This window comes from Amycolatopsis sp. CFH S0740, from assembly GCF_004522315.1.
Classification (GTDB): domain Bacteria; phylum Actinomycetota; class Actinomycetes; order Mycobacteriales; family Pseudonocardiaceae; genus Amycolatopsis; species Amycolatopsis nivea.
Genome location: NZ_SDLS01000027.1, coordinates 78625 through 103070 on the forward strand (window position 1 = coordinate 78625; position 24446 = coordinate 103070).

Consider the following 24446-nt stretch of genomic DNA (forward strand, 5'->3'; position numbering starts at 1 on the left):
TGTAATTACTTGATTCCGGCCGCGTCCATCCCCCGCAGTTCCTTCTTCAGGTCGGAGACCTCGTCGCGCAGCCGGGCGGCCAGTTCGAACTGCAGGTCGCGGGCGGCCTGCATCATCTGGTCGGTCATCTGCTGGATCAGGTCGGCCAGTTCGGCGCGCGGCATCGACCCCACGTTCTTGTCGGTGAGCATGCCCGAGCTGCGGACGCGGTCGCCCTGTTCCGGCTTCTTGCCGCGCGAGGCGTTGCGGCCCGAGCCGCCTACCGCGACCGCCTCGTCGGAGTCTTCCGCTTCGGTGTAGACGCGGTCGAGGATGTCGGCGATCTTCTTGCGCAGCGGCTGCGGGTCGAGGCCGCGTTCCTCGTTGTAGGCGACCTGCTTGGCGCGGCGGCGGTCGGTCTCGTCGATCGCGTACTTCATCGAGTCGGTGATCTTGTCCGCGTACATGTGGACCTCGCCGGACACGTTCCGCGCCGCGCGGCCGATGGTCTGGATCAGCGAGGTTCCGCTGCGCAGGAAGCCTTCCTTGTCCGCGTCGAGGATCGCGACCAGCGACACCTCGGGCAGGTCGAGGCCCTCGCGCAGCAGGTTGATGCCGACCAGGACGTCGTAGTCGCCCGCGCGCAGCTGGCGCAGCAGCTCGACCCGGCGCAGCGTGTCGACCTCCGAGTGCAGGTACCGGACGCGGATGCCCAGCTCCAGCAGGTAGTCCGTGAGGTCCTCGGCCATCTTCTTGGTGAGCGTGGTGACCAGGACGCGCTCGTCCTTGTCCGCGCGCTCGCGGATCTCGTGCACCAGGTCGTCGATCTGCCCCTCGGTGGGCTTCACGACCACCTTCGGGTCGACCAGGCCGGTGGGCCGGATGACCTGCTCGACGAACTCGCCGCCGGTCTGCCCCATCTCGTACGGGCCCGGCGTCGCCGACAGGTACACCGTCTGCCCGATCCGGTCGGAGAACTCCTCCCAGGTGAGCGGCCGGTTGTCGACCGCGCTGGGCAGCCGGAACCCGTAGTCGACGAGGTTGCGCTTGCGGCTCATGTCGCCCTCGTACATGCCGCCGATCTGCGGCACCGTCTGGTGCGATTCGTCGATGACCAGCAGGAAGTCTTCCGGGAAGTAGTCGATGAGCGTGGCGGGCGCGGAACCCGCGCCGCGGCCGTCGATGTGCCGCGAGTAGTTCTCGATGCCGGAGCAGAAGCCGACCTGGCGCATCATCTCGATGTCGTAGGCGGTGCGCATGCGCAGCCGCTGGGCCTCCAGCAGCTTGCCCTGCTTCTCCAGCTCGGCCAGCCGCTCCTCCAGTTCGGCCTCGATGCCGCGGATCGCCTTCTCCATCCGCTCCGGCCCGGCGACGTAGTGCGTGGCCGGGAAGATCCGGACCTCGTCGACCTCGCGCACGATGTCGCCGGTGAGCGGGTGCAGGTAGTACAGCTTGTCGATCTCGTCGCCGAAGAACTCGACGCGGATCGCCAGCTCCTCGTACGCCGGGATGATCTCCACCGTGTCGCCGCGGACGCGGAACGTGCCGCGCGCGAAGGCGATGTCGTTGCGCGAGTACTGCACGTCGACCAGCGCGCGCAGCAGCACGTCGCGCTCCACCGTGCCGCCGACCTCCAGCTTCGTGGACCGGTCGAGGTACGACTGCGGCGTGCCGAGGCCGTAGATGCAGGACACCGACGCGACCACGATGACGTCGCGGCGCGAGAGCAGGTTCATCGTGGCGGAGTGGCGCAGCCGCTCGACGTCGTCGTTGATCGACGAGTCCTTCTCGATGTACGTGTCCGTCTGCGCGATGTACGCCTCGGGCTGGTAGTAGTCGTAGTAGCTGACGAAGTATTCGACCGCGTTGTGCGGGAACAGCTCGCGCAGCTCGTTGGCCAGCTGCGCGGCCAGCGTCTTGTTCGGCGCCATCACCAGGGTGGGCCGCTGGACGCGTTCGATCAGCCACGCGGTGGTGGCCGATTTGCCGGTGCCGGTGGCGCCCAGCAGCACGACGTCTTTCTCGCCCGCCTTGATCCGGCGTTCGAGATCGTCGATGGCCGCGGGCTGGTCGCCCGCGGGCTGGTACTCGCTGACGACCTCGAACCGGCCGCCGGCGCGAGGCACCTCGGAGACGGGGCGGAAGTCGGACTGGGCGAGGACGGGGTGTTCGGTTGCGAAAGCCACGGGAACCAGGGTAGGCCGGGGCACCGACAATTTCCGCGACGGCCCCGCTGAGCTGGGGATCTGTCGTCCTCGCGGGCTCCCCGGACGGCGGTGCGGGGACCCCGCGGACGGCTCAGCAGCTGCAGCAGTCGCACCCGCCGCAGCAATCGCAGTCGCATCCGCCGCAATCGCAGCAGTCGCAGCTGCCGCTGTTCGGTTCGCCGCTCCAGGGGCCCGGGTACGGGTCGCGGCAGCAGAACTGGCAGGAGCAGCACATGTACGTCGCGATCGCGCAGCCCGCGAAGAAGTTCCGGCGTTTCGGCGGGACGGCGAACTTCGGCACCCAGCAGCCGCCGCCCTTGCCGTCCAGCGAATCCCCGCCTTCCGGCGGCTCGGGACCGTCCGGGCCACCGGGCCCACCTGGACCACCCGGGCCGCCAGGACCGCCCGGCCCACCAGGTCCGGGAGGACCGCCGGATCCGGGCATGCCCGCAGGTCCGTACCCAGGCACCGGAGCCCCGTAGCCGGGCGGCGGCCCGTACGCAGGCGTTCCCGGCGGCGGCCCGTACGCGGGCGTCCCCGGCGGCGGCCACGACGCGGGCATCCCCGGCTGCCCGGGCCCCGGTCCGTAAGGCGACTGCTGCGGCGTCGGCCCCGGCCCGATCCACCCGGGCGGCGGCTGCTGGCCGTGCAGGTGGTGATGCCCGAACGCCCGCCGCACCGCCTGCCGCAGCTCGTGCACCAGCAACGCGTGCACCAACGCCGAATCGGTGAACTCGGCCTCGCGCAACGCCAGCTCGACCCCGAGCACCGCGTCCGAGCACAGCCGGTGGGCCTCGTCCAGCGCGGTTCCCGTGGCCAGCAACGGATTCCAGGACCCGGACGCGGCATCCGCGGCCAGGTCCTCCACCGCGTCGAGCAGGTGGGCCACCCGGCCGAACAGCCGTCCGGCCTCGGCGAGAGGTGCGCGGTTGCCCGGGCGTCCGGCGATCACCGCGGTCTGCGCGAACGCCGCGGACGAAGCCAGCTCAGCCGGTTCGGTCGCCAGCAACGGCGAGTCCCCGGCGCGCATCGCGCGTTCCAGCTCGCCCTGGCGGCCGACCGCTTCGGTCAGGACCGCGGTGTCGAAGCCGATGTCCGCACCCGTCCGGCCGCCCTGCGCGGCCCAGCGTCGGGCGACGAGCCGTGCCGCACCGGCGACCGGACGCCGGGCGAAAGCGCCGTCCCGGTCGGCGACGTGGTCGTCCACCTTCGCCGAGGCCAGCACCAGCGACACCGCCGCGGCAAGCCGGGCTCCGTCGCCGACCGCGACCGACGCCGGGCGCATCGACCGCAGCGGGCACGGTCCCGCGGCCCGCCGGGGTCCGCTCGGCGTCTGCGCCTCGACCAGCGCCGACACGATCAGCGCGTCGTAGTTCGTCACGACGCGGGCGAACTGCCCGTGCTGGTCGCGCAGCGCGAGGCAGAGGCCGCACAGGTGCGCCATCCAGTCCGCGTGCAGCCGGCCGGCCAGCCGGTGCCGGCAGGGTCTGATGATCCCGAACAAGTGCGCGTACCCCCAGGAGAACCGAATGACCCGCGAACTTTAGCCCGCCGGCCGGACCCCTGACCCGGGTTCCGGCGATTCTCGCGAAGGGCGCGGGCAAGGCAGGATGGGCGGATGACCGATCTGCACCCGCCCAAGGTCGAGAGGTTCGACCCGGCCGCCCGCGTGAACATCGACAACAAGGGCATCCGCCGCGACGTGGACGAGTTCCGCGAGGAGCCGTTCGGCCTGTACCTGGCGCGCCCGGCGCCGGGGCGGGCGCAGTTCCACTACCTCGAGTCCTGGCTGCTGCCGGGACTCGGGCTGCGGATCACCGACTTCTGGTTCAGCCCCGGCCACGAACGCGACCAGGACTTCTACCTCGACGTCGTGCGCGTGCACCGCGACGGCCCGCGCTGGGTCGCGACCGACCTCTACCTCGACCTCGTGCTCAAGGACAAGATCTCGGTCCGGGTGATCGACACCGACGAACTGCTCGCCGCCGTCGCCGGGAACCTGCTCTCGCAGCAAGACGGCGAGTACGCGCTCGAAGTCGCCTACTCCGCCGTCGAGGGCCTCGCCGCGCACGGATACGACCTCGCCGCCTGGCTGTCCACAAAGGACATGACGCTCGGCTGGCGCAGGCATCCCTAACCGGGAACGGGGGATTCCCCTCCCCCGCCCGGCGGTCAGCCGGATTACCCGGGGCGGCTCGCCCGGCCACGATCAGCGGCATGGAACGAACCGCACACCAGGTGACGCTCGACCTCGTCCGCTCGCTGTACCGCGAACACACCGAAGCGTTGCGTGCCGCGAAGGACGCTCAGCGGGCGCACCGCAACGCGCATCCGGCGATGAAGACGCAACTGGACGACGTCGAGGCGGAGATCACCTACCTGCTCCTGCGGCACCTGCGCCCGGAGAAAGTCGTGGAGATCGGTTCGCTGCACGGGTGGTCGACGAGCTGGATCCTTCGCGCGCTCGCGGACAACGGCACCGGCAAGCTGACCACGATCGACCTCATCGGCAACGCCACCAAGACCGTCCCGCACGCACTGGCGAAGGGCCGCTGGGAGTTCCGCCAGGGCGACGCGCGCACCCTCGCCGGCGCGGTGCTGTCCGATGTGGACTATCTCTTCATCGACGCCGACCACGGCGCGCGCTTCGCGAGGTGGTACCTCTCCGACGTCTTCCCGAAGATCGACGCCGCGGTGAGCGTGCACGACGTGTTCCATCGCGCCACCCCGCTGCCGTTCACCGAAGGCACCGAAGTGGTGCGCTGGCTGGAAAAAACGCAGACCCCGTACTTCACCGCGGCACGCGCCCGCGCGAAACACGCGTACGCTTGCCTCGACGAACTCAGGCGCGAACTCGGCGTCGACAGCACCGTGCACACCGGGCGCGACAACCCGATGATCTACTTCCGCATCCACCGATCGGTGGATGCGCGGCGGACAGCCGGTGGACCGGAAGTCGCGCCGTTCCGCTGATCCGATCGGCCGCTCCGGCCGGGATTCTCGAAGGCAGCAACCGCTGCGATTCGAGAGGGGACTCCCAGGCAATGCCGGTCATCGAGGTGCGGAACCTCCATAAACGCTATCGCGAGAAGACCGCCGTGGAAGACGTTTCGTTCACCGTCGAACAGGGCGAGATCTTCGGGATCCTCGGCCCGAACGGCGCGGGCAAGACCACCACGGTGGAATGCGTCGAGGGCCTGCGCTCCCCCGACGGCGGCACCGTTTCGGTGCTCGGGCTCGACCCGCGGCGCGACGTCCGCGAACTGCGCCAGCGCCTCGGCGTCCAGTTGCAGGAAAGCCGGCTGCCCGACCGGTTGCGCGTCCGCGAGGTGCTCGACCTGTTCGCCGCGATGTACCGCACGCCGGCCGATCCGGCGCGGCTGATGGGGATGCTCGGGCTCACCGAACAGCGGAACACCTTCTACCGCAAGCTTTCCGGCGGCCAGCAGCAGCGCGTGTCGATCGCGCTCGCGCTGATCGGCAGCCCCGAGGTGGTGGTGCTCGACGAACTGACCACCGGTCTCGACCCGCAGGCCCGCCGCGACACCTGGGACCTCGTCGAAGCCGTCCGCGCGGAAGGCGTGACGGTCGTGCTCGTCACGCACTTCATGGAGGAGGCGGAACGGCTGTGCGACCGGATCGCGGTGATCGACGCCGGGCGCGTCGTCGCGACCGACACCCCGGCGGGGCTGGTCGGCCGGGTCGGCGGGGAGCAGCGCATCCGGTTCCGCCCGTCCGCGCCGGTGGACCCGCAGGCGCTGGCCGGGCTGCCGAGCGTGCGGAAGGTCGAGCGGAACGGCGCGCACCTCGTGGTGACCGGAGGCGACGGCGCGCTGCAGGCGGTGACGTCGTTCCTCGCCCGCACCGGCGTCGTCGCGGGGGATCTGCGGGTGGAGCAGGCCAGCCTCGACGACGCGTTCGTCGCGCTGACCGGCCGGAAACTGGACTGAGGGGGACCTGGAAATGCTCTCGAACCTGACTGTCGCCGAGGCGAAGATCTTCCTCCGCGACCCGGGCGCGCCCGCCGCGGTGCTCGGGATCCCGCTGGCGCTGCTGCTGGTGTTCGGGCTGATGCCGGGGTCGCGCGAGCCGAGCGCCCAGTACGGCGGCGAGTCGCCGCTGGCCACGGTGATCGCGCCGATGGCGGTGGCGCTCCTGCTCGGCATGCTCGCGGTGTACATGCTGCCGGCCGCGATGGCCTCGCACCGGGAGAAGGGGGTCCTGAAGCGGCTGGCCGCCAGCCCGATGCCGCCGTCGCGGCTGCTCGCCGCGCAACTGCTGGTGAACCTCGCCAGCGCCGTGGTCGCGATCGTGCTCGTCGTGGGGGTGGGCACGATCGCACTCGGCATGGCCCTGCCGAAGAATCCGGGCGGCTTCCTCGCGGTCACACTGCTCGGCGCGGTGTCGCTGTTCTCGATGGGCACGCTGCTCGCCGCGTTCGTCCCGAGCGCCCGCGCGGCGAACGGGATCGGCGCGGCGGTGTTCTTCCCGATGCTCGCGCTCGGCGGCGTCTGGGTGCCGAAGGAGCAACTGTCCCCGGTGCTGCAGCACATCGCTGACGTCCTGCCGCTCGGGGCGACGCTCGGCAGCCTCCGCGACACCGCCGCCGGACACGCACCGCACTTGCTGCCGATGGTGGCCCTCGCGGTGTTCGCCATCGCGTGCTCGACGCTCGCCGCCCGATTCTTCCGCTGGGAGTGAGCGCGATGACCACGACACAGGAAGAAGCCACGACAGCCCGCTCGGTCGCGCCGTTCGCCCGGATGCCGGTGTTCGGCATCGCCGCGCTGATGGCGGTGCCGATGGCGCTCACCGCGAACAACTACGGCTACTTCGGCGACGAGCTGTACTTCCTCGCCGCCGGACGGCATCTGGCCTGGGGTTACGTGGACCAGCCGCCGCTGCTGCCGCTGCTCGCCCGCGCGATGGACGCGATCGCGCCGGATTCGCTGTTCGTCCTGCGGCTCCCGGCGATGCTGGCGATGCTCGCCGGCGTCGTGTTCGCCGCGCTCATCGCCCGCGAACTCGGCGGGCGCGCCCGCGCGCAGGCGATCACCGCCGCGACCTTCGCCGCCTGCACCCAGTTCGTCGCCAGCGGCCACTACCTGGCGACCTCGACGCTCGACCCGTTCCTCTGGACCGTCCTGCTCTGGCTGCTCGTCCGCTGGATCCGCACCCGGCGCGACGGCCTGCTGCTGTGGGCCGGGATCGTCACCGCGTTCGCGTTGTACGTGAAGTTCCTGATCGGCGGCTTCTGGATCGTCGCCGGGATCGCGTTGCTGATCTGCGGCCCGCGCGACCTGCTGCGCCGCCCGCTGCTGTGGGCCGGGGCGGCGATCGCCGCGCTGGCGCTGGTGCCGACGCTCGTGTGGCAGGCCCAGCACGGCTGGCCGCAGCTGGGCATGGGCGCGGCGATCTCGCACGAGGTCGGCCAGTCCTGGGGTGGGCGGCTGACCTGGATCCCGCAGGTGCTGCTGCTCGCCGGCGTCCCGATCGGGCTCGTGCTGCTCGGCTACGGCCTGTGGCGGCTGCTGCGTTCGCCGCGGCTCCGCTCCTACCGCTTCCTCGCCTGGACGACGCTCGCGCTGGCCGTGGTGTTCATCGCGGTGAACGGCCGTTCGTACTACATCGCGGGCATGTTCGCGCCATGCTGGGCGGTCGCGGCGGTGGAGCTCGAGAACGGGCAGGCGGCGCGGTGGTGGCGCTGGATCCCGACGTGGCCGGTCTTCGTGCTTTCCGCGCTGCTGATGCTGCCCGCCGCGCTGCCGGTGTGGCCGCACTCCTGGGTCGAGAAGAACCCGTCGCTGCCGACGCCCGCCTTCTCCTTCGGTGAGGTCGGCTGGCCGGAAGCCGCGCAGTCGGTCGCCAAGGCGTTCCGCGGCGTGCCCGACCCGGCACACACCGCGATCGTCGGCGAGACCTACTGGACCGCGAGCGCGCTCGACCGCTACGGCCCCGACCTGGGCCTGCCCGAGCCGACCAGCCCGAACCGCGGGTACGCGACACTGGCCGTCCCGCCCGATTCGGCGCGCGACGTCCTGTTCGTCGGGGCCGATCCCCGGCCGTTGCTCGGGCGCTTCGCCCACCTCGAGCCGGCCGGCGCGGTCACGACCGGGAGCGCGAAGCCGAGTGTGCTCGACGGCACCCCGATGTGGCTGGCCACGGCGCGGCTGCGGCCGTGGGCGGAAATCTGGCCCGAGCTGGCGAACACCGGGACTTGACCGGCGGCACCCGCAGTGGGACGGCGGACGGCCTCGCCCGTAGGGTGCGGGCGAGGCCAGCCCCCGATTCGCCGACAGGGAGCAGGATGGATGCCGTGACCACGGCCACCGCACCGAGCACGCCCGGCCGCGCGCTCGCCGGGTTCGCCCGGCGGCCGGTCTTCCTGCTCGCCGCGGGGACCGCCGCCGTACTCCTCGCCACCGCCGGCCGCTACGGCTACTTCGGCGACGAGCTGTACTTCCTCGCCGCGGGCAAGCACCTCGCGTGGGGCTACGCGGACCAGCCGCCCGTGCTGCCGTTCCTCGCCTGGCTGGCGAACTCGGTCGCGCCGGGCTCGCTCGTCGTGTTCCGGATCCCGGCGATCCTGGCGACCGCCGCGGGCGTGGTGTTCACCGCGCTCATCGCCCGCGAAATGGGCGGCGAACGCAAGGCGCAGACCCGCGCCGCCGCGGCGTACGCGATCTGCGGGCAGTTCGTCGGCAGCGGCCACTACCTCGCGACGTCCACTGTGGACCCGCTGCTGTGGACGATCGTGCTGTGGCTGCTGGTGCGCTGGATCCGCACCCGCGACGACAACCTGCTGCTGTGGCTCGGCGTCGCGACGGCGGTCGGGCTGAACGTTAAGTTCCTGATCGGCGGGTTCTGGGCGGTCACCGCGATCACCGCGCTCGTGTTCGGGCCGCGGGACCTGTTGCGCCGCCCCAAACTGTGGGCCGGCGCGGCGATCGCCGCGGTCGCGTGCGTGCCGACCTTGCTGTGGCAAGCCGCGAACGGCTGGCCGCAGCTGGGCATGGGCGACGCGGTCTCGCGCGAGGTCGAGGAAGCGGGCGGCCGGGCGATGTTCGTGCCCGCGCTGCTCGCCGGAGCCGGTCTGGTCGTCGGCGCGCTGGGCGTGCTGTACGGGCTGGCTGTGCTGCTCGGCAGCGCCCGGCTGCGCGCGTACCGGTTCCTCGGCTGGACCGCGCTCGGCGTCTTCGCGATCTTCCTGATCGGCAACGGCCGGTTCTATTACGCCGCGGGCACTTTCGGCATCCTGTGGGCAGGCGCCGCGGTGCACCTGCAGGACCGGCGGCCCGCGTTGTGGTGGCGCTGGGTTCCGACGTGGCCGCTGTTCGTCCTCTCCGCGCTCTACAGCCTGCCCTACGCGCTCCCGGTGTGGCCCGAGCAGTGGCTGGTCGAGCATCCGACCGCGCCGCGCCCGGCGTACGCGATGGAGGAATACGGCTGGCCGGACCTGGCCGCGTCCGTCGCCAAGCAGTACCGCGCGCTGCCGCCGGAGGAACGGACCCGCACCGCGCTCGTCACCGGCGGGTACTGGCAAGCAGGCGCGCTCGGCCGCTACGGGCCCGAGCAGGGCTTGCCCGAGGCGTACAGCGCGAGCCGCGGATTCTGGTACTTCGGCCGCCCGAACGACAACGCCGACACGGTGCTGTTCGTCGGCCGCGAACCGGCGAAGCTGGCCGCGCACTTCCGGTCCGCGCGCGTCGTCGGCGAGGTCGACAACCGGCTCGGCGTCCCGAATTCCAGCCGGCACATGCCGATCTGGCTGCTCGAGGGCCGGATCGGTTCCTGGGCCGGGATCTGGCCGCAGCTGAAGGACCTCAAGGCGTGAGACTCGAAGACCTCCGGGGGGTCAAACTCGACTGGCGGGGCTCGCTGACGCCTCCGGCGGTGGGGTGGAAAGAAAGGACGCCGGTGCGGTGGCACCGGTGGTTCAGCCAGGCCGAGACCGTGCTCGCGTGGCTCCTGCTGGCGGTCTCCGTCCTGCTCACCGTGCTGGGCAGCGGCCGGACGAGCGACTACCGGACGGCCACCCTGCTGATCGCCGCCGGCGCCGCGGTCTGGCTGCTGCTGACGACCGTCGTGCTCAGCCCGAAGCTCCGCGATCACCCGGTGACCGCAGCCGTGGCGTTCGCCGGGGTCGTCACGTTCGGCGCGATCCTCGAAGCGCGCGAAACGTACTTCGTCATCTTCATGATCTACGCGTTCTTCGCCGCCATGCGGATGAAGCCGATGGTGCTGGCCGTGCTCGGCATCGGCGTCACGTCGCTGCTGATCAACACCATGACGCTCGGCGGGCCGATCCACGCGCTGTCGGACTCGCCGGGGATCTGGATCGCGCTGGTGACCGTGCAGACCGCGGCGATCAGCGGCGGCGGCGCGGTCTTCGCCGCCGTGGGCAGGCAGAACGCCGAACGCAAGCGGATGCTCGACCAGCTGGCGGCGGCCGAGGCGGAGAACCGCGGGCTGCAGCGGCAACTGCTCACGCAGGCGCGCGAAGCGGGCGTGCTCGACGAGCGGCAGCGGCTGAGCCAGGAAATCCACGACACGCTCGCGCAGGGATTCACCGGGATCATCACCCAGCTCGAAGCCGCCGCCCAAGCCCGCGGCGACACGGCCGAATGGGAACGCCACCTCGCCGCGGCCACCCAGCTCGCGCGGGAAAACCTCACCGCGGCCCGGCGTTCGGTCGCCGCGCTGCGCCCGGAACCGCTCGAAACCGCGACGCTGCCCGAAGCTCTCGCCGAGGTCGCGCGGCTGTGGAGCGAACGCACCGGCGTGCCCGCGGAATTCTCGACCACCGGGACCGCCGTCCCGCTGCATCCGGAGCTGGAAGCCAGCCTGCTGCGGATCACCCAGGAAGCACTGTCCAATGTGGCCAAACACGCGCGGGCCAGCCGAGCCGGGATCACCCTGTCGTACATGGGCGACGAGGTGACTCTCGACGCGCGCGACGACGGCGTCGGCTTCGATCCCGCGCACCCGCCTGCGCCGCCCTCGGCGGAAGGCGGGCACGGCCTGCCCGGCATGCGGCGGCGCGCCGAACGCCTCGCCGGCACCCTGCACGTCGAGTCCGAACCGGGCGGCGGCACCGCGATCTCGGCGCGCCTGCCCGCGATCCCGGCTGCGACACTGGATCCGACCGAGGGGGCCTCATGACCATCACGCTGCTCATCGCCGACGACCACCCGATCGTCCGGGACGGGCTGCGCGGCATCTTCACCGGCGAGCGCGGCTTCGAGGTGCTGGGCGAGGCTGCGCACGGAGCCGAGGCGGTCACGCTCGCCGAGGCCCTTCGGCCGGACGTCGTGCTGATGGATCTGCGGATGCCCGGAACCGACGGCGTCGCCGCGATCACCGAACTCGCCCGCCTCGGCAACCCGGCGCGCGTGCTCGTGCTGACCACGTACGACACGGATTCCGACGTGCTGCCCGCGATCGAAGCGGGCGCGACCGGCTATCTGCTGAAGGATTCGCCGCGCGAGGAACTGTTCCGCGCCGTCCGCGCCGCCGCCCGCGGCGAGGCAGTCCTCTCCCCCGCGGTCGCGAGCCGGATCATGGGCCAGATGCGCGCACCGGCCCAGGAACCGTTGTCGCAGCGGGAAATCGAGGTGCTGAACCTCGTCGCGCGCGGGTCGACGAACAAGGAAGCGGCGAAGAAGCTGTTCATCAGCGAGGCGACGGTGAAGACGCACCTGCTGCACGCGTACGCGAAGCTCGGCGTGAAGGACCGCGCGGCGGCGGTGGCAGTGGCTTTCGAGCGCGGGTTGATCGGCTCCTAGCCCCACAGGTCGCTGCTGCGGGACGCCACCTGGGCCACCGCCGCAGCCACGAACTCCTTGCCCGGCAACGGATCCAGCTTCCGGCCGTCCCGGAGCCGAGGCGCGATCAGCCCCTCCGCAGCCTCCCGCGGGCCGAGCACCGCCTGGTACGGCACCAGCCGCCGGTCCCGGATCCGGGCGCCCAGGCTCCCCCGGTCCGCCGGAACGACCTCGGCGCGCAATCCGGCGTCCATCGCCTCCTCCGCGACCGCTTCGGCCGCCGGAAGTTCCGCGTCGCCAACCGGAAGCACCGCCACTTGCACCGGTGCCAGCCACGGCGGGAACGCACCGCCGTGTTCCTCGATCAGTTGCGCCAGCACGCGTTCCAGGCTGCCGAGCACGGCGCGGTGCACCAGTACCGGCCGGTGCGCGCGGCCGTCCGGACCGACGTATTCGAGCCCGAACTGCTCCGGCTGGTGCAGGTCGACCTGCACAGTGGACAGGGTCGATTCGCGGCCGGAACTGTCGGCGATCTGGATGTCGATCTTCGGGCCGTAGAACGCGGCTTCGCCCGGACCGCGTTCGTACTCGATGCCGTCGAGCGCGTCGACGAGCACCTCGGCCGCCTGCTCCCACGCCTCGGCCGCACCGGCGTACTTGCCGCGGTTGTCCGGCAAGGAAAGGCGGTAGCGCGCGGGTTTCAAGCCAAGATCCCGGTACACGCGGCGAATCAGCGCGAGCGCACCCCGCACCTCCGCGCCGACCTGCTCGGGAAGGCAGAAAATGTGCGCGTCGTTCAACTGGATCGCCCGCACCCGGCTGAGCCCGCCGAGGACGCCGGACAGTTCGGCGCGGTACATCCCGCCGAGTTCGGCCAGCCGCAGCGGCAGTTCGCGGTGGCTGCGGGCGCGGGAACGGTAGATCAGCGCGTGGTGCGGGCACAGGCTCGGCCGCAGCACGACCTGCTCGCCGCCGAGATCCATCGGCGGGAACATGTCGTCGCGGTAATGCGCCCAGTGGCCGGAAAGCTCGTACAGCTCGCGTTTCCCCAGCACCGGCGACGCCACGTGCCGGTAGCCGGCCCGGCGTTCGATCTCGCGGACGTACTCCTCCAGCACGTGCCGCACGGCGGCGCCGTCGGGCAGCAGATACGGCAGTCCCGCCCCGATCAGCGGGTCGCTGCCGAACAGGCCGAGTTCGCGGCCGAGTTTGCGGTGGTCGGGCATGGCGGTCTCCTCACGGAAGGCGAGGCGAGCGCACGACGAAGCCCGGGGCGCTCGCCCCGGGCTCGAATGGCAGTGTTCAGCGCGCCGGGACGGGATCCGGCGTCGTCGTGGACTGGGCGCGCATCACGGCGCGAACGGTAACCCCGCACCCGGCGGGTCCGCATCCGGTTTTCCGGCTCAGGGCTTCCAGCCGCTTTGCCCGGCCCACTTCTCCGCGCGCACGAACGCCTCGTTGACCCAGCCCTGCTTCTCTTCCGCGTACTGCTCGACCGTGCCGTCCGCGGAGTGCTTGCGCGCCAGTTCTTCCTTCACCTGGGCATAGCTGTCGCGCTCGTCCGGGTGCGCGCGGATCCAGTCGCGGAACAGCAGCGCGAGTCGCCACGCCGGGGTTTCGGTGGACCGGACGTGCAGGTTGACCGGCCGCTTCGGGTCGGCGCTCTGGTGGAACCGCTTGAGCCACTTCCCGTCGCCGCCCTGCGGGTCGTCCCACCATTCGCCTTCGCGGCGCGGGAAACCGGCGTCGGCGAGCGCCTCGGCGAGCGCGTCCGCATCGTCCAAAGAGGACACGGTGAGCTGCAGGTCGAGGACGTCCTTGGCGGGCAGGCCCGGCACCGCGGTGGACCCGATGTGGTCCGCGCGCACCAGCCGCGAACCCGCGATCTGCCGCAGCCGCGCCAGCCGGCGTTCGGCCTGCAGCGGCCAGCTCGAGTCGTACGGCGAGATCACCGGCGAGGCGGGCGGACGCGGTTTGCGCAGCCGGAGGTTCGCCTCGAACGGCACCAGCCGGTCCGCCCACAACGCGTCCACTTCGGCGAGCACGACGTCCGGCGTGCCGCCGTTGTCGAGCCAGACGTCCGCGACGGCGCGCCGCTGTTCCTCCGCGGCCTGCGCCCGGATCCGCGCCCGCGCGTCGGCCTCGGGCATGCCGCGCACCTCGACCAGCCGGCGCACGCGCACCTCCACCGGCGCGTCGACCACCAGCACCAGGTGATACGCGGGCGCGAGGTCGTTCTCCACGAGCAGCGGCACGTCGTGCACCACCACCGCGTCGTCCGCGGCCGCGGCCATCAGCTCGCCGGTGCGCTGCCCGACCAGCGGGTGCACGATCGAGTTCAGCCGCCTGCGCGATTCGTCGTCCGCGAACGCGCGCGCGGCGAGCGCGGGACGGTCCAGCGAACCGTCCTCGGCGAGGATTTCCCCGCCGAACGCCTCGGCCAGCGCGGCAAGCCCGGGCGTGCCCGGCTCGACGACTTCGCGCGCGATGCGGTCGGAGTCGATGACGACGGCCCCGTGTTCAGCCAGCCGGTTCGCCACCGTCGACTTCCCAGCACCGATCCCGCCCGTCAGGCCCACTCGCAGCATGGCCACACCCTACTGTGCCGATTGTCGGCCATCCGACCACCGCCACGGCCGGACGACTTCGCCGCACCGAGGCGTCGCTCCGCTCGCGGCCGGATGCGCAATGAGCCCCGCCGTCACCCGCTCAGGCGACACCGGATGCCCTGCACGTGCAATCGCACACGTACCCGCACACCCTCCGCGCAAACGCAAGCACTTTTTCGGGCGTAGCCGAACTGATGTGGGTGACACGCCGCGTGCTTGCGCTGTTTTCGCGGGTCGAGTGCGTACCGTGCGCGGCGGAAGGGTCGCCCACACGGAGGAACAATGGCGGAGAAGCACGTCGGGAAGCACCGGCTCGGCACCCCGGGTCTGGTGCACTGCGTCTCCTATCGCCAGGTCTCGGACGCACTAGCGGAGTACCGGCGCACGTGGTTCAGCGCGCTGCTCGTGCCCGCGAAGCACAGCCTGGCCGGCCTCCGCCGCCGCGCCCGCGAAGCCGCGCTCGAACACGCTTGGGTCCCCTCGGTTTCGCTGGAACGCGCCTGACCCGCCGCTCTCCACGACAGGTCCGCGACGTACCCACAAAGGACGTCAACGTCGGCGCACTACGGCGAGTGCGTGAGGGGAACCCTGAGGGAATCTGATTCCCTCAGGGTGGCCCTCACGGACGGACCTCACTCAAGCCACCCGCGTCGGCCTGGGCGGACATGCCTCAGTGCGCCCGCAAGGCTTTGCGTGAGTCCCCGGCGTTGGTGCTGAAGGGTCAGACCGCGTGGGTTTCGATCGCGATCTCGTGGCCCAGCGTGCGGTGCACCGGGCATTTGTCCGCGATCTCCAGCAGCCGCGCGCGCTGGGCGTCGTCGAGGTCGCCTTCCAGGGAGATTTCCCGGGTGATCCGGCTGATCAGCCCGACCTCGGTCTCGCAGCGTTCGCAGTCGCGGGCGTGCACGCGGTCGTGCCGGAGCCGGACGGTCGTGCGGGTCAGCGGGATCCCCTTGCGGTCGGCGTACATTCGCAGCGTCATCGAGGTGCAGGTGCCGAGCGCGGACAGCAGCAGGTCGTACGGCGTGGGACCGGCGTCCGCGCCGCCCACGCTCTCCGGTTCGTCGGCGAGGAATTCGTGGCCCGCGGTCGTGACGCGCTGTGTGTAGCGGCCGCTCCCGGCATCGGTGACGACGACAATGCCGGGTTCCGGCTGGGTCATGGGGAGGGATTCCTTCTGCTCGGCACCGCCCGCCCGGTCCGGGCGGTCGCTTGTGGACGGTCCGGGAACGACGTTCCCAAGAAGCCGTGAATATCGTATCTTCTGCTTGCGAGAAGCGGACGCGCTTCCTGCGGAGCACGGGCAAAAGGGGGTGGGAGATGGCCACCCGGCATCTCTCGACACGGCCGGCGGAGCAGCACAACCGCGGCCGGTTCCTCGACGCGGCTTTGACCGTCCTCAGCGAACGAGGCGTCGCCGGATTGACCGTGCGCGCGGTGGCGGAACAGGCCGGGGCGTCCACGATCACGGTGTACACGCGCTTCGGCGGCCGCACCGGCCTGCTGGACGCCTTGTACGAACGGGCTTTCGACCTGCTGGGCGAGGAACTGCGCACCGTTCCGCAGGCCGACGGGATCGCCGAGCTGGTCGAGGTCGCCCTCGCCTACCGCAGGTTCGCACTGGAGAGCCCGGCCCGCTACGGCTTGATGTTCGAGCGCTCGGTGCACGACTACGACCCCGACCCGGCGTTGCGGTCGGGAGTGCTGCGCACGAGTTTCGCCGAGTTCGTGGCGAAAATCGACCGGGTCTGCCCGCCGGACGTCGTCGCGCAGGAATGCGGTTACCTGCTCTGGACCTCGATGCACGGGCTGGTGAGCGTCGAGCTGACGATCCGCTCGCAAAGCCCGCTCGACGACTGGTTCCTCAGCTCGGACGAATCCGCGCACGAAACCATCTACCGCCGGGGAGTCCACGCGACGATCGACGGGCTCGGGCTGCGCAACTGACCCGCACCCGGTGCGTCGAGCCGAGGAGAACGGCTCGGTCCGATGTCCGCGACCCGGGGTTCGAGCGGTGCGCTACAACTTCGGCCCATGCCGCGACGAGGTTTTCTCGGTAGCCCGGTGTGCGGCGGGTTCGCGGCAGCGATGCTTGTCAGGGGCACTGCGGGGCACCGGCCGACGTGGCGCGCCGGACGGTTCCTCTCCCGCCGAGCTCCGTGAAGGGCTCCTTGAGGGAAACAGATTCCCTCAAGGAGCCCTTCACGGACCTTGCCGCCGCGCGGCCGCCCGCTGCCGGAAGAACGAAACTCCGCGGATGTGGTGCGCGCAGCTGCCCTCAGTCGATGAGCGCGGTGGGGCTGGTGCGGATGTCGTGAGGGGAACCCTCATTCCCTCAGGCCCCACAGACGTCGGCTAGTGCGGAGAAGCAACGCCCGTCCATGCCGCGCCTCGCGGCCGCGCTACTGAGAAACCCCGCTCGGGAATGCCGCACACGAGTTTCGCCGAGTTCGGCGCGAGAACCGATGCCCGCCCGACATCATCGCGCAGCACTGCGACCAGCCACCCCGATCGCACCGCCGACCAGCGGGAAAAGACCGGAAAAACAGTTCGGCCCCGGTCCGCCAGGGACCGGGGCCGAACTTGTCAGAGACTCAGCGAGTCAGTCGCTCACGCGCCGCCCGACAGCTTCTCGCGCAGGGCCGCGAGCTGCTCGTCGCTGGCGAGCGTGCCGCCGCTCTTCGCCTCGACCGGGGCGGACGAGGTGTAGCTCTGGTCGCCGCCCTCGATGCCGGTGGCAGCGTCGGCAGCGGCTTCGGCGTCGGCCTCGGCGGCCTTCTTGACCTGGGCCATGTGCGCCTCGTAGCGCGTGTGGGCCTCGGCGTACTGCCGCTCCCACTCCTCGCGCTGCTTGTCGAAGCCTTCCTGCCACTCCTGCGTGTCCGGGTCGAAGCCTTCGGGGTAGATGTAGTTGCCCTCGGCGTCGTACTCGGCGGCCATGCCGTACTGGGTGGGGTCGAACTCGGTCTCCGGCGTGACGCCCTCGTTCGCCTGCTTCAGCGACAGCGAGATGCGGCGGCGCTCGAGGTCGATGTCGATGACCTTGACCATGACGTCGCCGTTGACCTGGACGACCTGCTCCGGGATCTCCACGTGGCGCTCGGCCAGCTCGGAGATGTGCACCAGGCCCTCGATGCCCTCTTCGACGCGCACGAACGCACCGAACGGAACCAGCTTGGTGACCTTGCCCGGCACGATCTGGCCGATCGCGTGGGTGCGGGCGAACTGGCGCCACGGGTCTTCCTGGGTCGCCTTCAGCGACAGCGAGACGCGCTCGCGGTCCATGTCGACGTCCAGGACCTCGACCGTGACCTCCTGGCCGACCTCGACGACCTCGGACGGGTGGTCGATGTGCTTCCAGGACAGCTCGGAGACGTGCACCAGGCCGTCGACGCCGCCCAGGTCCACGAAGGCGCCGAAGTTGACGATGGAGGACACGACGCCCTTGCGGACCTGGCCCTTGGCGAGCGCGTTGAGGAACTCGCTGCGCACCTCGGACTGGGTCTGCTCGAGGTAGGCGCGGCGGGACAGGACCACGTTGTTGCGGTTCTTGTCCAGCTCGATGATCTTCGCCTCGAGCTCGCGGCCCACGTAGGGCTGCAGGTCGCGCACCCGGCGCATCTCGACCAGCGACGCGGGCAGGAAGCCGCGCAGGCCGATGTCCAGGATGAGGCCGCCCTTGACGACCTCGATGACGGTGCCCTTGACGGGCTCGTCCTTCTCCTTGAGCTCCTCGATCGTGCCCCAGGCGCGCTCGTACTGCGCGCGCTTCTTGGACAGGATCAGACGGCCTTCCTTGTCCTCCTTCTGGAGAACGAGGGCTTCGACCTCATCGCCGACGGCGACAACCTCGGCCGGGTCGACATCGTGCTTGATGGACAGCTCGCGCGAGGGGATGACGCCCTCGGTCTTGTACCCGATGTCGAGCAGGACCTCGTCGCGGTCGACCTTGACGATGGTGCCCTCGACGATGTCCCCATCGTTGAAGTACTTGATCGTCTTGTCGATAGCTGCGAGGAAGTCTTCCTCCGACCCGATGTCGTTGATGGCGACCTGCGGGGCCCCGGTCGGGGCGGTCGGGGCGGTGGCGGTGTCGGTGGTCATTAGGCGGGTTGCTCCGGTGGATGGGTGTCGTAGGTGGATGTGAAGTTGGCTACCGGCAGTGCACGCGGCGGGCTCGCAACCGGCATGCGACGACCCTGCTCAAACGTCCGGCGACCAAACGTTCCACCAGTGAACGACCGCGGCATGACCCGCTGACGATGCGCGGCCCCGGTGGGTAGTCACCCAGGCAGCGCGAACCCCACTGCGCTAACACGTATCGTACGCGGGCCTGTCCGGGGGACACAATCAGGGTCGCCCTCGGCTCCCGGTACCTTCCTCGCAACGTTTCCGCCGGTCCGGGCATTCCCCGCGCCCAGCCGGCCGCACCCGGGAGAGGAGACCGGCATGCCCGAGCCCGCCGCGGTCCCGGCGGACCGCCACGCGAGCGCCGAGGAACGGCTCGGCACGGTCGGCGTCGCCCATCGCGAAGTCGCCGGGAACGAGGCGGAAGCGGCGAATCTGGCCTGGTGGGACGCGGATGCCGACGACTACCAGGCGACCCACGGCGGATTCCTCGGCGACGCCGATTTCGTCTGGTGCCCGGAGGGCGTGCGCGAGGAAGACGCGCGGCTGCTCGGCGACGTGCGCGGCAAGCGGGTGCTCGAAGTCGGCTGCGGACAGGCCGCGTGCTCGCGCTGGCTCGCCGCCGCCGGGGCCGAGCCGGTCGCCACCGACCTGTCCGGCGGCATGCTCCGGCACGCCCGCGAAGGGAACGCCCGCACCGGCGCGGCGGTCCCCCTCGTGCAGGCGAACGCCGAGCGGCTTCCGTTCGCCGCGGCGAGTTTCGACATCGCGTGCTCGGCGTTCGGCGCGCTCCCCTTCGTGCCGTCGCTGGAGACCGTGTTCGGCGAAGTGCGCCGGGTGCTGCGCCCCGGCGCGCCGTGGGTGTTCTCGGTGACCCACCCGATGCGGTGGATCTTCCCGGACGATCCCGGGCCGCAGGGGCTCACCGCGACCCAGCCGTACTTCGACCGCACGCCGTACGTCGAGGTGGACGACGACGGCACGGCGACGTACGTCGAATACCACCGCACGCTCGGCGACTACGTGCGCGCGCTCGCCGCGTCGGGCTTCGCGCTGGAGGACCTCGTCGAACCGGAATGGCCGGCGGGCCACACGCGCACCTGGGGCCAGTGGAGCCCGCTGCGCGGCAGGCTGTTCCCCGGCACCGCGATCTTCCGCACGCGCCGCGACTGACCGGCTACGCTGCGGCAGTGAGCTCCGCAGGCCGATTCGCCGAACTCGACCCGCTCCTGCCGCCGCCCGTCCCGCTCGCGGGCGGCGAGCGGCTGCGCGCGGTGACGGCGTCCGGCACGCAGGTTTCCGCGATGCTCCAGCGCTACCGGCACGGTCCGGGCGACGCTCCCCTGCTCTGGTCGGCGGCCGAGGTGTGGCAGCTGTTCCCGGATCCGGAAACCGCGGGCACCGAAGCGTTCGACGCGCTGCTCGGCGCGCTCCGCTCCCAAGTGGACACTGAAGCGCCGGGCGCCGATTCGGCGTGCGTGGTCAACTGGCCGAGCCGCGACGCCGAAGCCATCCGGGCTTTTCTCGATCACGGGCTGGTTCCGTTGGCCGCATTGGCGGTTCGCCCCGCCGTCGCGCCGGAAGAAACCGCCGCGGACGCGTCGATCCGCCTCGCCGGACCCGACGACTATCCGGCGGCGCTGGCGCTGTGCACCGCGACCTTCGACTACACCGGCCTTGTCGCGCACCGGAAACGCGAGCAGACCGCGGAGCTGCTCGGCCCGGCGCTGCGCCGCGCGCTCGGCGAGAAGGCGACCTGGCTCGCCGAGGCCGACGGCGAAGTGGCGGCGCTCGCGCAATGCGACTGGGTGGAATCCGCGCCCGGGAACGAGGCCGCCGAGCTGCTGCCGACCGGGTGCTGGGGGTACGTGAACAACGTCGTCACCGCCCCGGGCAGCCGCGGCCGCGGGATCGGCCGCGCGCTGATGGCCCGCGCGCACCGCGAGCTGCTGAACCAGGGCGCGACCGGCACCTACCTCTATTACAACCCGACCAATCCCCTGTCGTCGGTGTTCTGGCACCGGCAGGGCTACCGGCCGCTGTGGACGTCCTGGGAGGCACACCCAGCGTGGGCCTTGCGCTGAGCCCGCCGCTCTTTGGTGTGACGTCCGGCGAGCCGCCTTGCCGACCTCGCCAGGTCAGGTCTAACTTTTGAACTGACTAGTCAGTTCAAAATCCGTGGAGTGTGTCCTGTGCAGGTCCGTGCCGACCGGGTGTCCCTGAAGGGTCCCCACGGCCCCTTGTTGCCGCCTACCTCGCTCACCGTCGAGGAGGGCTGCCTCACCGTCGTGCACGGCGAACCGGGCGTCGGCATCACCGCGCTGGCGCTCGCGCTGGCCGGGCGGTTGAAGCCGACCACCGGGACCGTGACCGCCGAACCCGAGGGCGACCTGCGGCGGCTCGTGGCCGTCGTGGACTCGCCGGGGGTCAGCGAGCCGGACGAGGCCTTGTCGCTGCGCATCGTCGCCGGCGAAGAACTGGCGCTCGCACACCGTCCTTCCAGCAAGGATGCTGTCACAGCTTGGCTCTCCCAGCACGACGCGGCTCCGTACGCCGACAGCCGGTTCGAGAATCTCGAGCCCGCGCTGCGCATCCGGCTGCTCGCCGCGCTGGCCGCCGAACGCGACGGCGTGCGCGTGCTCGTCCTCGACGCGCCCGACCGGCACACCAGCAACGTCGAGACCTGGGCCGCGGTCGCGAGGGAGCACGCCGCCCGCGGGTTCGCTGTGGCGGTGCTGGCCGCGACGACGCCCGAGTCGGCGCTCCCCTGCCCGCCCGCCAAGGTCGGCGAGGTCGAGCAGCCGGACCCGGTCCGGCTGTACGCCCCGCCGGAACCCGCCGAGGCCGAGCAGACCCGGCAGCTCCCGGACACCGCCGAACTGACCGCCGAAACCGAGAACTCCGAGGGAGACCGGGCATGACCACCCCCCACAAGCGGGCCGGCGGACTGAACGCGTTCCGGATCGCGCGCAACGAGCTGCGCAGGCTGTCCACCGGGACCCTGCCGAAGCTCGCCATGTTCGCGCTCGTGATGGTGCCGCTGCTGTACGCGTCGTTCTACCTCTACGCGAACTACGACCCGTACGGCCGCCTCGACAAGCTGCCGGCCGCGGTGTTCACCGAGGACGCCGGCGCGAAGGACTCCGGCGGGGCCGAGCGCAACGTCGGCCGCGAGGTGACCGACGAACTGGTGAAGTCCGGCACCTTCCAGTGGCACCAAGTGTCCGAAAAGGACGCCCGGGACGGCGTGCGCGACGACAAGTACTCGTTCGCCATCGGCATCCCGCACGACTTCTCGAAGGCGCTGCTGTCGTCCGGCAATTTCGAGCCGGAGCAGGCGACCATCACGCTCACCACCAACGACGCCAACAACTACCTGTCCGGCACCATCGCGAAACAGGTGGCCGACCAGGTCCGCAAGACGATCGCGGAGAAGGTGGGCAGCGAGGCGGCGGACAAGTTCCTCGTCGGCTTCTCCACCATCTACGGCAAGATCTCCGAAGCGACCGACGGGGCCAAGCAGCTGGCCGACGGCGCGGCGAAACTCCAGACCGGGCAACATCAACTGTCCGACGGCGCGGGCCAGCTCGCCACCGGGTCGAGCAGTCTCGCGACCGGGCTGGGCACGCTCAAATCGAGCACCGCGCAGCTGCCGAGCCAGACGCAGAAGCTCGCCGACGGGGCGGGCCAGGTGGCCGACGGCAACCAGAAGGTGGCGAACGCGGGCTCGCTGGCCGCGTCCGCCTCGTCCGACGTGATGGGCCGGATCGACAGCTACCGCAGCCAGCTGGCCGCGAAGCTGCAGGAATCCGGGATGTCGGAGGATCTCAAGAACTCGATCCTGGCCGACTACGACAAGCTGCGCACGGACGCGAACCAGGCGAACGGGAAGATCCAGTCCGCCAACGGCGACCTGCAGAAGCTCTCCAGCGGCGCCCGGCAGGTGTCCGACGGGGCGCACCAGCTCGCGTCGGCCTCGCCGCAGCTGGCCAACGGGATCGCGCAGGCGTCCGACGGCGCGAACCAGCTGCGCGACGGCGCGGCGAAGCTCAACGACGGCGAGAAGACCGCCGTCACCGGCACCGACCAGCTCGCCGACGGTTCGGCGAAGCTGCGCGACGGGCTCGCCGCCGGGCTGAAGCAGATCCCGAACCCGGACGACCCGACCCGGACCGCCACTGCGAACACGATCGCCGACCCGGTCGCGGTCACGTCGAACGGCGTCGCGTCCGCGGGCACCTACGGCGCCGGGCTCGCGCCGTTCTTCATCTCGCTGGCCACCTGGATCGGCGCGTTCGTGCTGTTCCTGCTGATCCGCCCGCTGTCGACGCGCGCACTCACCGCCGGCGCGTCGCCGCTGCGCGTGGCGCTCGGCGGCTGGCTGTCCTCGGCCGTGCTGGGGCTGGGGCAGGTGATCGTGCTGTTCGCCGCGGTGACCTGGCTGGTCGGCATCCACGTGGCGCATCCGCTGGGCGCGATCGGCTTCGCCTGTCTGGTTTCACTGGCCTTCACGTCGATCGTGCACGCGTTGAACGCGCTCTTCGGCGCGGTCGGCAAGTTCCTCGGGCTCGTGCTGCTGGTGCTGCAGCTGGTGAGCGCGGGCGGCACGTTCCCGTGGCAGACCATTCCGGACGCGCTCTATCCGCTGCACATAGTGCTGCCCATGGGCTATGCCATCGACGGGTTCCGGCACTTGCTGTATTCCGGCGCGTCGCTGCAGATCCTCGGTGACGTAGGGGTGCTGGTCGCGTACCTCGTCGGCGGGATCCTGCTGTCCACTCTCGCCGCGCGCAAACACCGGGTGTGGTCGGTCTCGGCGCTCAAGCCCGAGCTGAGCCTGTGAGGGAAACGACCAAACGGAAGCTCTTCGAGGCCACCTTGCGGCTGTCGGCCAGTCGAGGGCTGGTCGGGCTGACTGTGGACGACATCGCGGCGGAGGCCGGGGTCGCCAAGGGGACCGTTTACTACAACTTCGGGTCCAAGGACGGGCTCGTCGACTCGCTGCTCCGGTTCGGCGTGGATCTGCTCGCCGGGCGGTTGCGGGCTGCCGGGTCGGACGACGATCCGTTGGCGGTGATCGAGGCTCAGGTGGATACGACGCTGGAGTTCATCGCGGAGTATCCGGGGTTTTCGCAGATCGTGGTCAGCGAGTTGTGGCATACGCCGGGGCGGTGGCACGACACGTTGGCGTTGCTGCGGGAAGAGTTGATCGCTGTCGTGAAGGCGCAGCTGGAGCGGTTGGACGCGGCTGGGCGGTTGCCGGAGGGGCTGGACATCGCTACGGCCGCGGCCGGGTTGTTCGGGACGATGCTCGTGGTGGCGTTGGATTGGCAGGTTTTTCATCCGGCGCGGGATCGGGCGGATGTGCTGGGGTCGGTGATGTTGCTGATTCGCGGGGTCAAGAGGTGAAGCTCGGGGGGTGGCCTTTCCTGGGCGACGTGGTGGGGCCCGGCGTTCGGTGCCGGGCCCCTGGGGGTTAGTGGCAGTTGGCGCAGCAGCCGCAGCCCTTGCCGGTGCAGGCGGAGCAGCATCCGTGCCGCAGGACGGTCTGGAACAGGCGTTTGATCATTGCTCGGTCCTTCCGGGTTGGTTCTTCCTGCGTGGGTCACGCTAAGTGGGGTCGTGGTTACTGGGGTACCGCTGACTGGGCTTGGGGGCGGGTGAATCCTCCCTCGGGGTGTCTCGGCTCGTCGCCTGGCGGCGACATTGCGCTCTGGCGTGCGTGGGGCACCCCGAAGCTTGATTGTGCTGACGGTCTG

At 70.9% G+C, this 24446-nt stretch carries 21 protein-coding genes; 15 read left to right on the forward strand and 6 right to left on the reverse strand.

Annotated elements, in window-relative coordinates:
• Positions 1-5 precede the first annotated feature (5 nt).
• Positions 6-2165 carry an excinuclease ABC subunit UvrB gene (gene uvrB, locus EIZ45_RS34570; protein WP_037818116.1) on the reverse strand — a complete coding sequence of 720 codons (2160 nt, stop codon included), beginning with the start codon at positions 2163-2165 and terminating at the stop codon, positions 6-8.
• Between the two features lie 112 nt (positions 2166-2277).
• Positions 2278-3690 (reverse strand): DUF5685 family protein, encoded by a 1413-nt coding sequence (locus EIZ45_RS34575; protein WP_134667993.1) that lies wholly within the window; start codon positions 3688-3690, stop codon positions 2278-2280.
• 114 nt (positions 3691-3804) lie between these two features.
• Between EIZ45_RS34575 and EIZ45_RS34580 the strand changes: the two genes are divergently transcribed.
• The 8 genes from EIZ45_RS34580 to EIZ45_RS34615 all read left to right on the forward strand — a co-directional run bounded on the left by EIZ45_RS34580 (position 3805) and on the right by EIZ45_RS34615 (position 11971).
• Positions 3805-4323 (forward strand): DUF402 domain-containing protein, encoded by a 519-nt coding sequence (locus EIZ45_RS34580; RefSeq protein ID WP_134667994.1) that lies wholly within the window; start codon positions 3805-3807, stop codon positions 4321-4323.
• 80 nt (positions 4324-4403) lie between these two features.
• Complete coding sequence (locus EIZ45_RS34585; protein ID WP_134667995.1) at positions 4404-5159, forward strand: class I SAM-dependent methyltransferase; 756 nt, start codon at positions 4404-4406, stop codon at positions 5157-5159.
• Between the two features lie 71 nt (positions 5160-5230).
• The gene (locus EIZ45_RS34590; protein ID WP_037818111.1) at positions 5231-6136 is read left to right on the forward strand and encodes an ABC transporter ATP-binding protein; all 906 of its coding nucleotides are present in this window, start codon (positions 5231-5233) and stop codon (positions 6134-6136) included.
• A gap of 13 nt (positions 6137-6149) precedes the next feature.
• Positions 6150-6887 carry an ABC transporter permease gene (locus tag EIZ45_RS34595; RefSeq protein ID WP_134667996.1) on the forward strand — a complete coding sequence of 246 codons (738 nt, stop codon included), beginning with the start codon at positions 6150-6152 and terminating at the stop codon, positions 6885-6887.
• 5 nt (positions 6888-6892) lie between these two features.
• Positions 6893-8407 (forward strand): glycosyltransferase family 39 protein, encoded by a 1515-nt coding sequence (locus tag EIZ45_RS34600; RefSeq protein ID WP_167756640.1) that lies wholly within the window; start codon positions 6893-6895, stop codon positions 8405-8407.
• A gap of 95 nt (positions 8408-8502) precedes the next feature.
• Positions 8503-10020, forward strand: a complete 1518-nt coding sequence (locus EIZ45_RS34605) for an ArnT family glycosyltransferase (RefSeq protein ID WP_370318224.1) — start codon at positions 8503-8505, stop codon at positions 10018-10020.
• Positions 10021-10103: 83 nt separating this feature from the next.
• The gene (locus EIZ45_RS34610; protein WP_037818107.1) at positions 10104-11348 is read left to right on the forward strand and encodes a sensor histidine kinase; all 1245 of its coding nucleotides are present in this window, start codon (positions 10104-10106) and stop codon (positions 11346-11348) included.
• Entirely contained in the window at positions 11345-11971 is a 627-nt protein-coding gene (locus EIZ45_RS34615; RefSeq protein WP_037818105.1) for a response regulator transcription factor, read from the forward strand. The genes EIZ45_RS34610 and EIZ45_RS34615 overlap by 4 nt, the downstream gene beginning before the upstream one ends.
• On the opposite strand, the gene thrS is transcribed toward EIZ45_RS34615, so the two are convergent.
• Together thrS and coaE are read right to left on the reverse strand one after the other, a co-directional pair.
• Complete coding sequence (gene thrS / locus EIZ45_RS34620) at positions 11968-13176, reverse strand: threonine--tRNA ligase (protein WP_134667999.1); 1209 nt, start codon at positions 13174-13176, stop codon at positions 11968-11970. The genes EIZ45_RS34615 and thrS overlap by 4 nt on opposite strands.
• Before the next feature lie 177 nt (positions 13177-13353).
• Positions 13354-14538: a dephospho-CoA kinase gene (gene coaE / locus EIZ45_RS34625; protein WP_037818103.1), complete on the reverse strand. Its 1185-nt coding sequence runs from the start codon at positions 14536-14538 to the stop codon at positions 13354-13356.
• Positions 14539-14841: 303 nt separating this feature from the next.
• Between coaE and EIZ45_RS34630 the strand changes: the two genes are divergently transcribed.
• Positions 14842-15063, forward strand: coding sequence for a hypothetical protein (locus EIZ45_RS34630; protein WP_037369167.1), 222 nt, complete (start codon positions 14842-14844; stop codon positions 15061-15063).
• Between the two features lie 217 nt (positions 15064-15280).
• Here EIZ45_RS34630 and EIZ45_RS34635 read toward each other — a convergent pair whose 3' ends face one another.
• A complete protein-coding gene (locus EIZ45_RS34635; protein ID WP_043828561.1) occupies positions 15281-15721 on the reverse strand; it encodes an OsmC family protein in 441 nt (146 codons plus the stop codon).
• 158 nt (positions 15722-15879) lie between these two features.
• Here EIZ45_RS34635 and EIZ45_RS34640 point away from each other — a divergent pair, with 158 nt between their 5' ends.
• A complete protein-coding gene (locus EIZ45_RS34640; protein WP_134668000.1) occupies positions 15880-16506 on the forward strand; it encodes a TetR/AcrR family transcriptional regulator in 627 nt (208 codons plus the stop codon).
• Positions 16507-17169: 663 nt separating this feature from the next.
• On the opposite strand, the gene rpsA is transcribed toward EIZ45_RS34640, so the two are convergent.
• Positions 17170-18663: a 30S ribosomal protein S1 gene (rpsA, locus tag EIZ45_RS34645; protein ID WP_037818097.1), complete on the reverse strand. Its 1494-nt coding sequence runs from the start codon at positions 18661-18663 to the stop codon at positions 17170-17172.
• Between the two features lie 345 nt (positions 18664-19008).
• Between rpsA and EIZ45_RS34650 the strand changes: the two genes are divergently transcribed.
• The 5 genes from EIZ45_RS34650 (at position 19009) to EIZ45_RS34670 (ending at position 24096) form a co-directional block, all read left to right on the forward strand.
• Complete coding sequence (locus EIZ45_RS34650) at positions 19009-19860, forward strand: class I SAM-dependent methyltransferase (RefSeq protein ID WP_134668001.1); 852 nt, start codon at positions 19009-19011, stop codon at positions 19858-19860.
• Positions 19797-20771, forward strand: coding sequence for a GNAT family N-acetyltransferase (locus EIZ45_RS34655; protein ID WP_370318225.1), 975 nt, complete (start codon positions 19797-19799; stop codon positions 20769-20771). Before EIZ45_RS34650 ends, EIZ45_RS34655 begins: the two co-directional genes overlap by 64 nt.
• Positions 20772-20879: 108 nt before the next feature.
• Positions 20880-21608, forward strand: a complete 729-nt coding sequence (locus tag EIZ45_RS34660; protein WP_037818095.1) for an ABC transporter ATP-binding protein — start codon at positions 20880-20882, stop codon at positions 21606-21608.
• Between the two features lie 26 nt (positions 21609-21634).
• Positions 21635-23530 (forward strand): YhgE/Pip domain-containing protein, encoded by a 1896-nt coding sequence (locus EIZ45_RS34665; protein WP_134668029.1) that lies wholly within the window; start codon positions 21635-21637, stop codon positions 23528-23530.
• Positions 23527-24096, forward strand: a complete 570-nt coding sequence (locus EIZ45_RS34670; protein ID WP_037818094.1) for a TetR/AcrR family transcriptional regulator — start codon at positions 23527-23529, stop codon at positions 24094-24096. Before EIZ45_RS34665 ends, EIZ45_RS34670 begins: the two co-directional genes overlap by 4 nt.
• The last annotated feature ends 350 nt before the right edge of the window (positions 24097-24446 follow it).

What these genes read in the sequence shown, in the direction of transcription:
- EIZ45_RS34580 (WP_134667994.1), top strand. Translation starts at nt 3,805, where the DNA reads ATGACCGATCTGCACCCGCCCAAGGTCGAGAGGTTCGACCCGGCCGCC.
- EIZ45_RS34585 (WP_134667995.1), top strand. Translation starts at nt 4,404, where the DNA reads ATGGAACGAACCGCACACCAGGTGACGCTCGACCTCGTCCGCTCGCTG.
- EIZ45_RS34590 (WP_037818111.1), top strand. Translation starts at nt 5,231, where the DNA reads ATGCCGGTCATCGAGGTGCGGAACCTCCATAAACGCTATCGCGAGAAG.
- EIZ45_RS34595 (WP_134667996.1), top strand. Translation starts at nt 6,150, where the DNA reads ATGCTCTCGAACCTGACTGTCGCCGAGGCGAAGATCTTCCTCCGCGAC.
- EIZ45_RS34600 (WP_167756640.1), top strand. Translation starts at nt 6,893, where the DNA reads ATGACCACGACACAGGAAGAAGCCACGACAGCCCGCTCGGTCGCGCCG.
- EIZ45_RS34615 (WP_037818105.1), top strand. Translation starts at nt 11,345, where the DNA reads ATGACCATCACGCTGCTCATCGCCGACGACCACCCGATCGTCCGGGAC.
- thrS (WP_134667999.1), bottom strand. Translation starts at nt 13,176, where the DNA reads ATGCCCGACCACCGCAAACTCGGCCGCGAACTCGGCCTGTTCGGCAGC.
- coaE (WP_037818103.1), bottom strand. Translation starts at nt 14,538, where the DNA reads ATGCTGCGAGTGGGCCTGACGGGCGGGATCGGTGCTGGGAAGTCGACG.
- EIZ45_RS34630 (WP_037369167.1), top strand. Translation starts at nt 14,842, where the DNA reads ATGGCGGAGAAGCACGTCGGGAAGCACCGGCTCGGCACCCCGGGTCTG.
- EIZ45_RS34635 (WP_043828561.1), bottom strand. Translation starts at nt 15,721, where the DNA reads ATGACCCAGCCGGAACCCGGCATTGTCGTCGTCACCGATGCCGGGAGC.
- EIZ45_RS34640 (WP_134668000.1), top strand. Translation starts at nt 15,880, where the DNA reads ATGGCCACCCGGCATCTCTCGACACGGCCGGCGGAGCAGCACAACCGC.
- rpsA (WP_037818097.1), bottom strand. Translation starts at nt 18,663, where the DNA reads ATGACCACCGACACCGCCACCGCCCCGACCGCCCCGACCGGGGCCCCG.
- EIZ45_RS34650 (WP_134668001.1), top strand. Translation starts at nt 19,009, where the DNA reads ATGCCCGAGCCCGCCGCGGTCCCGGCGGACCGCCACGCGAGCGCCGAG.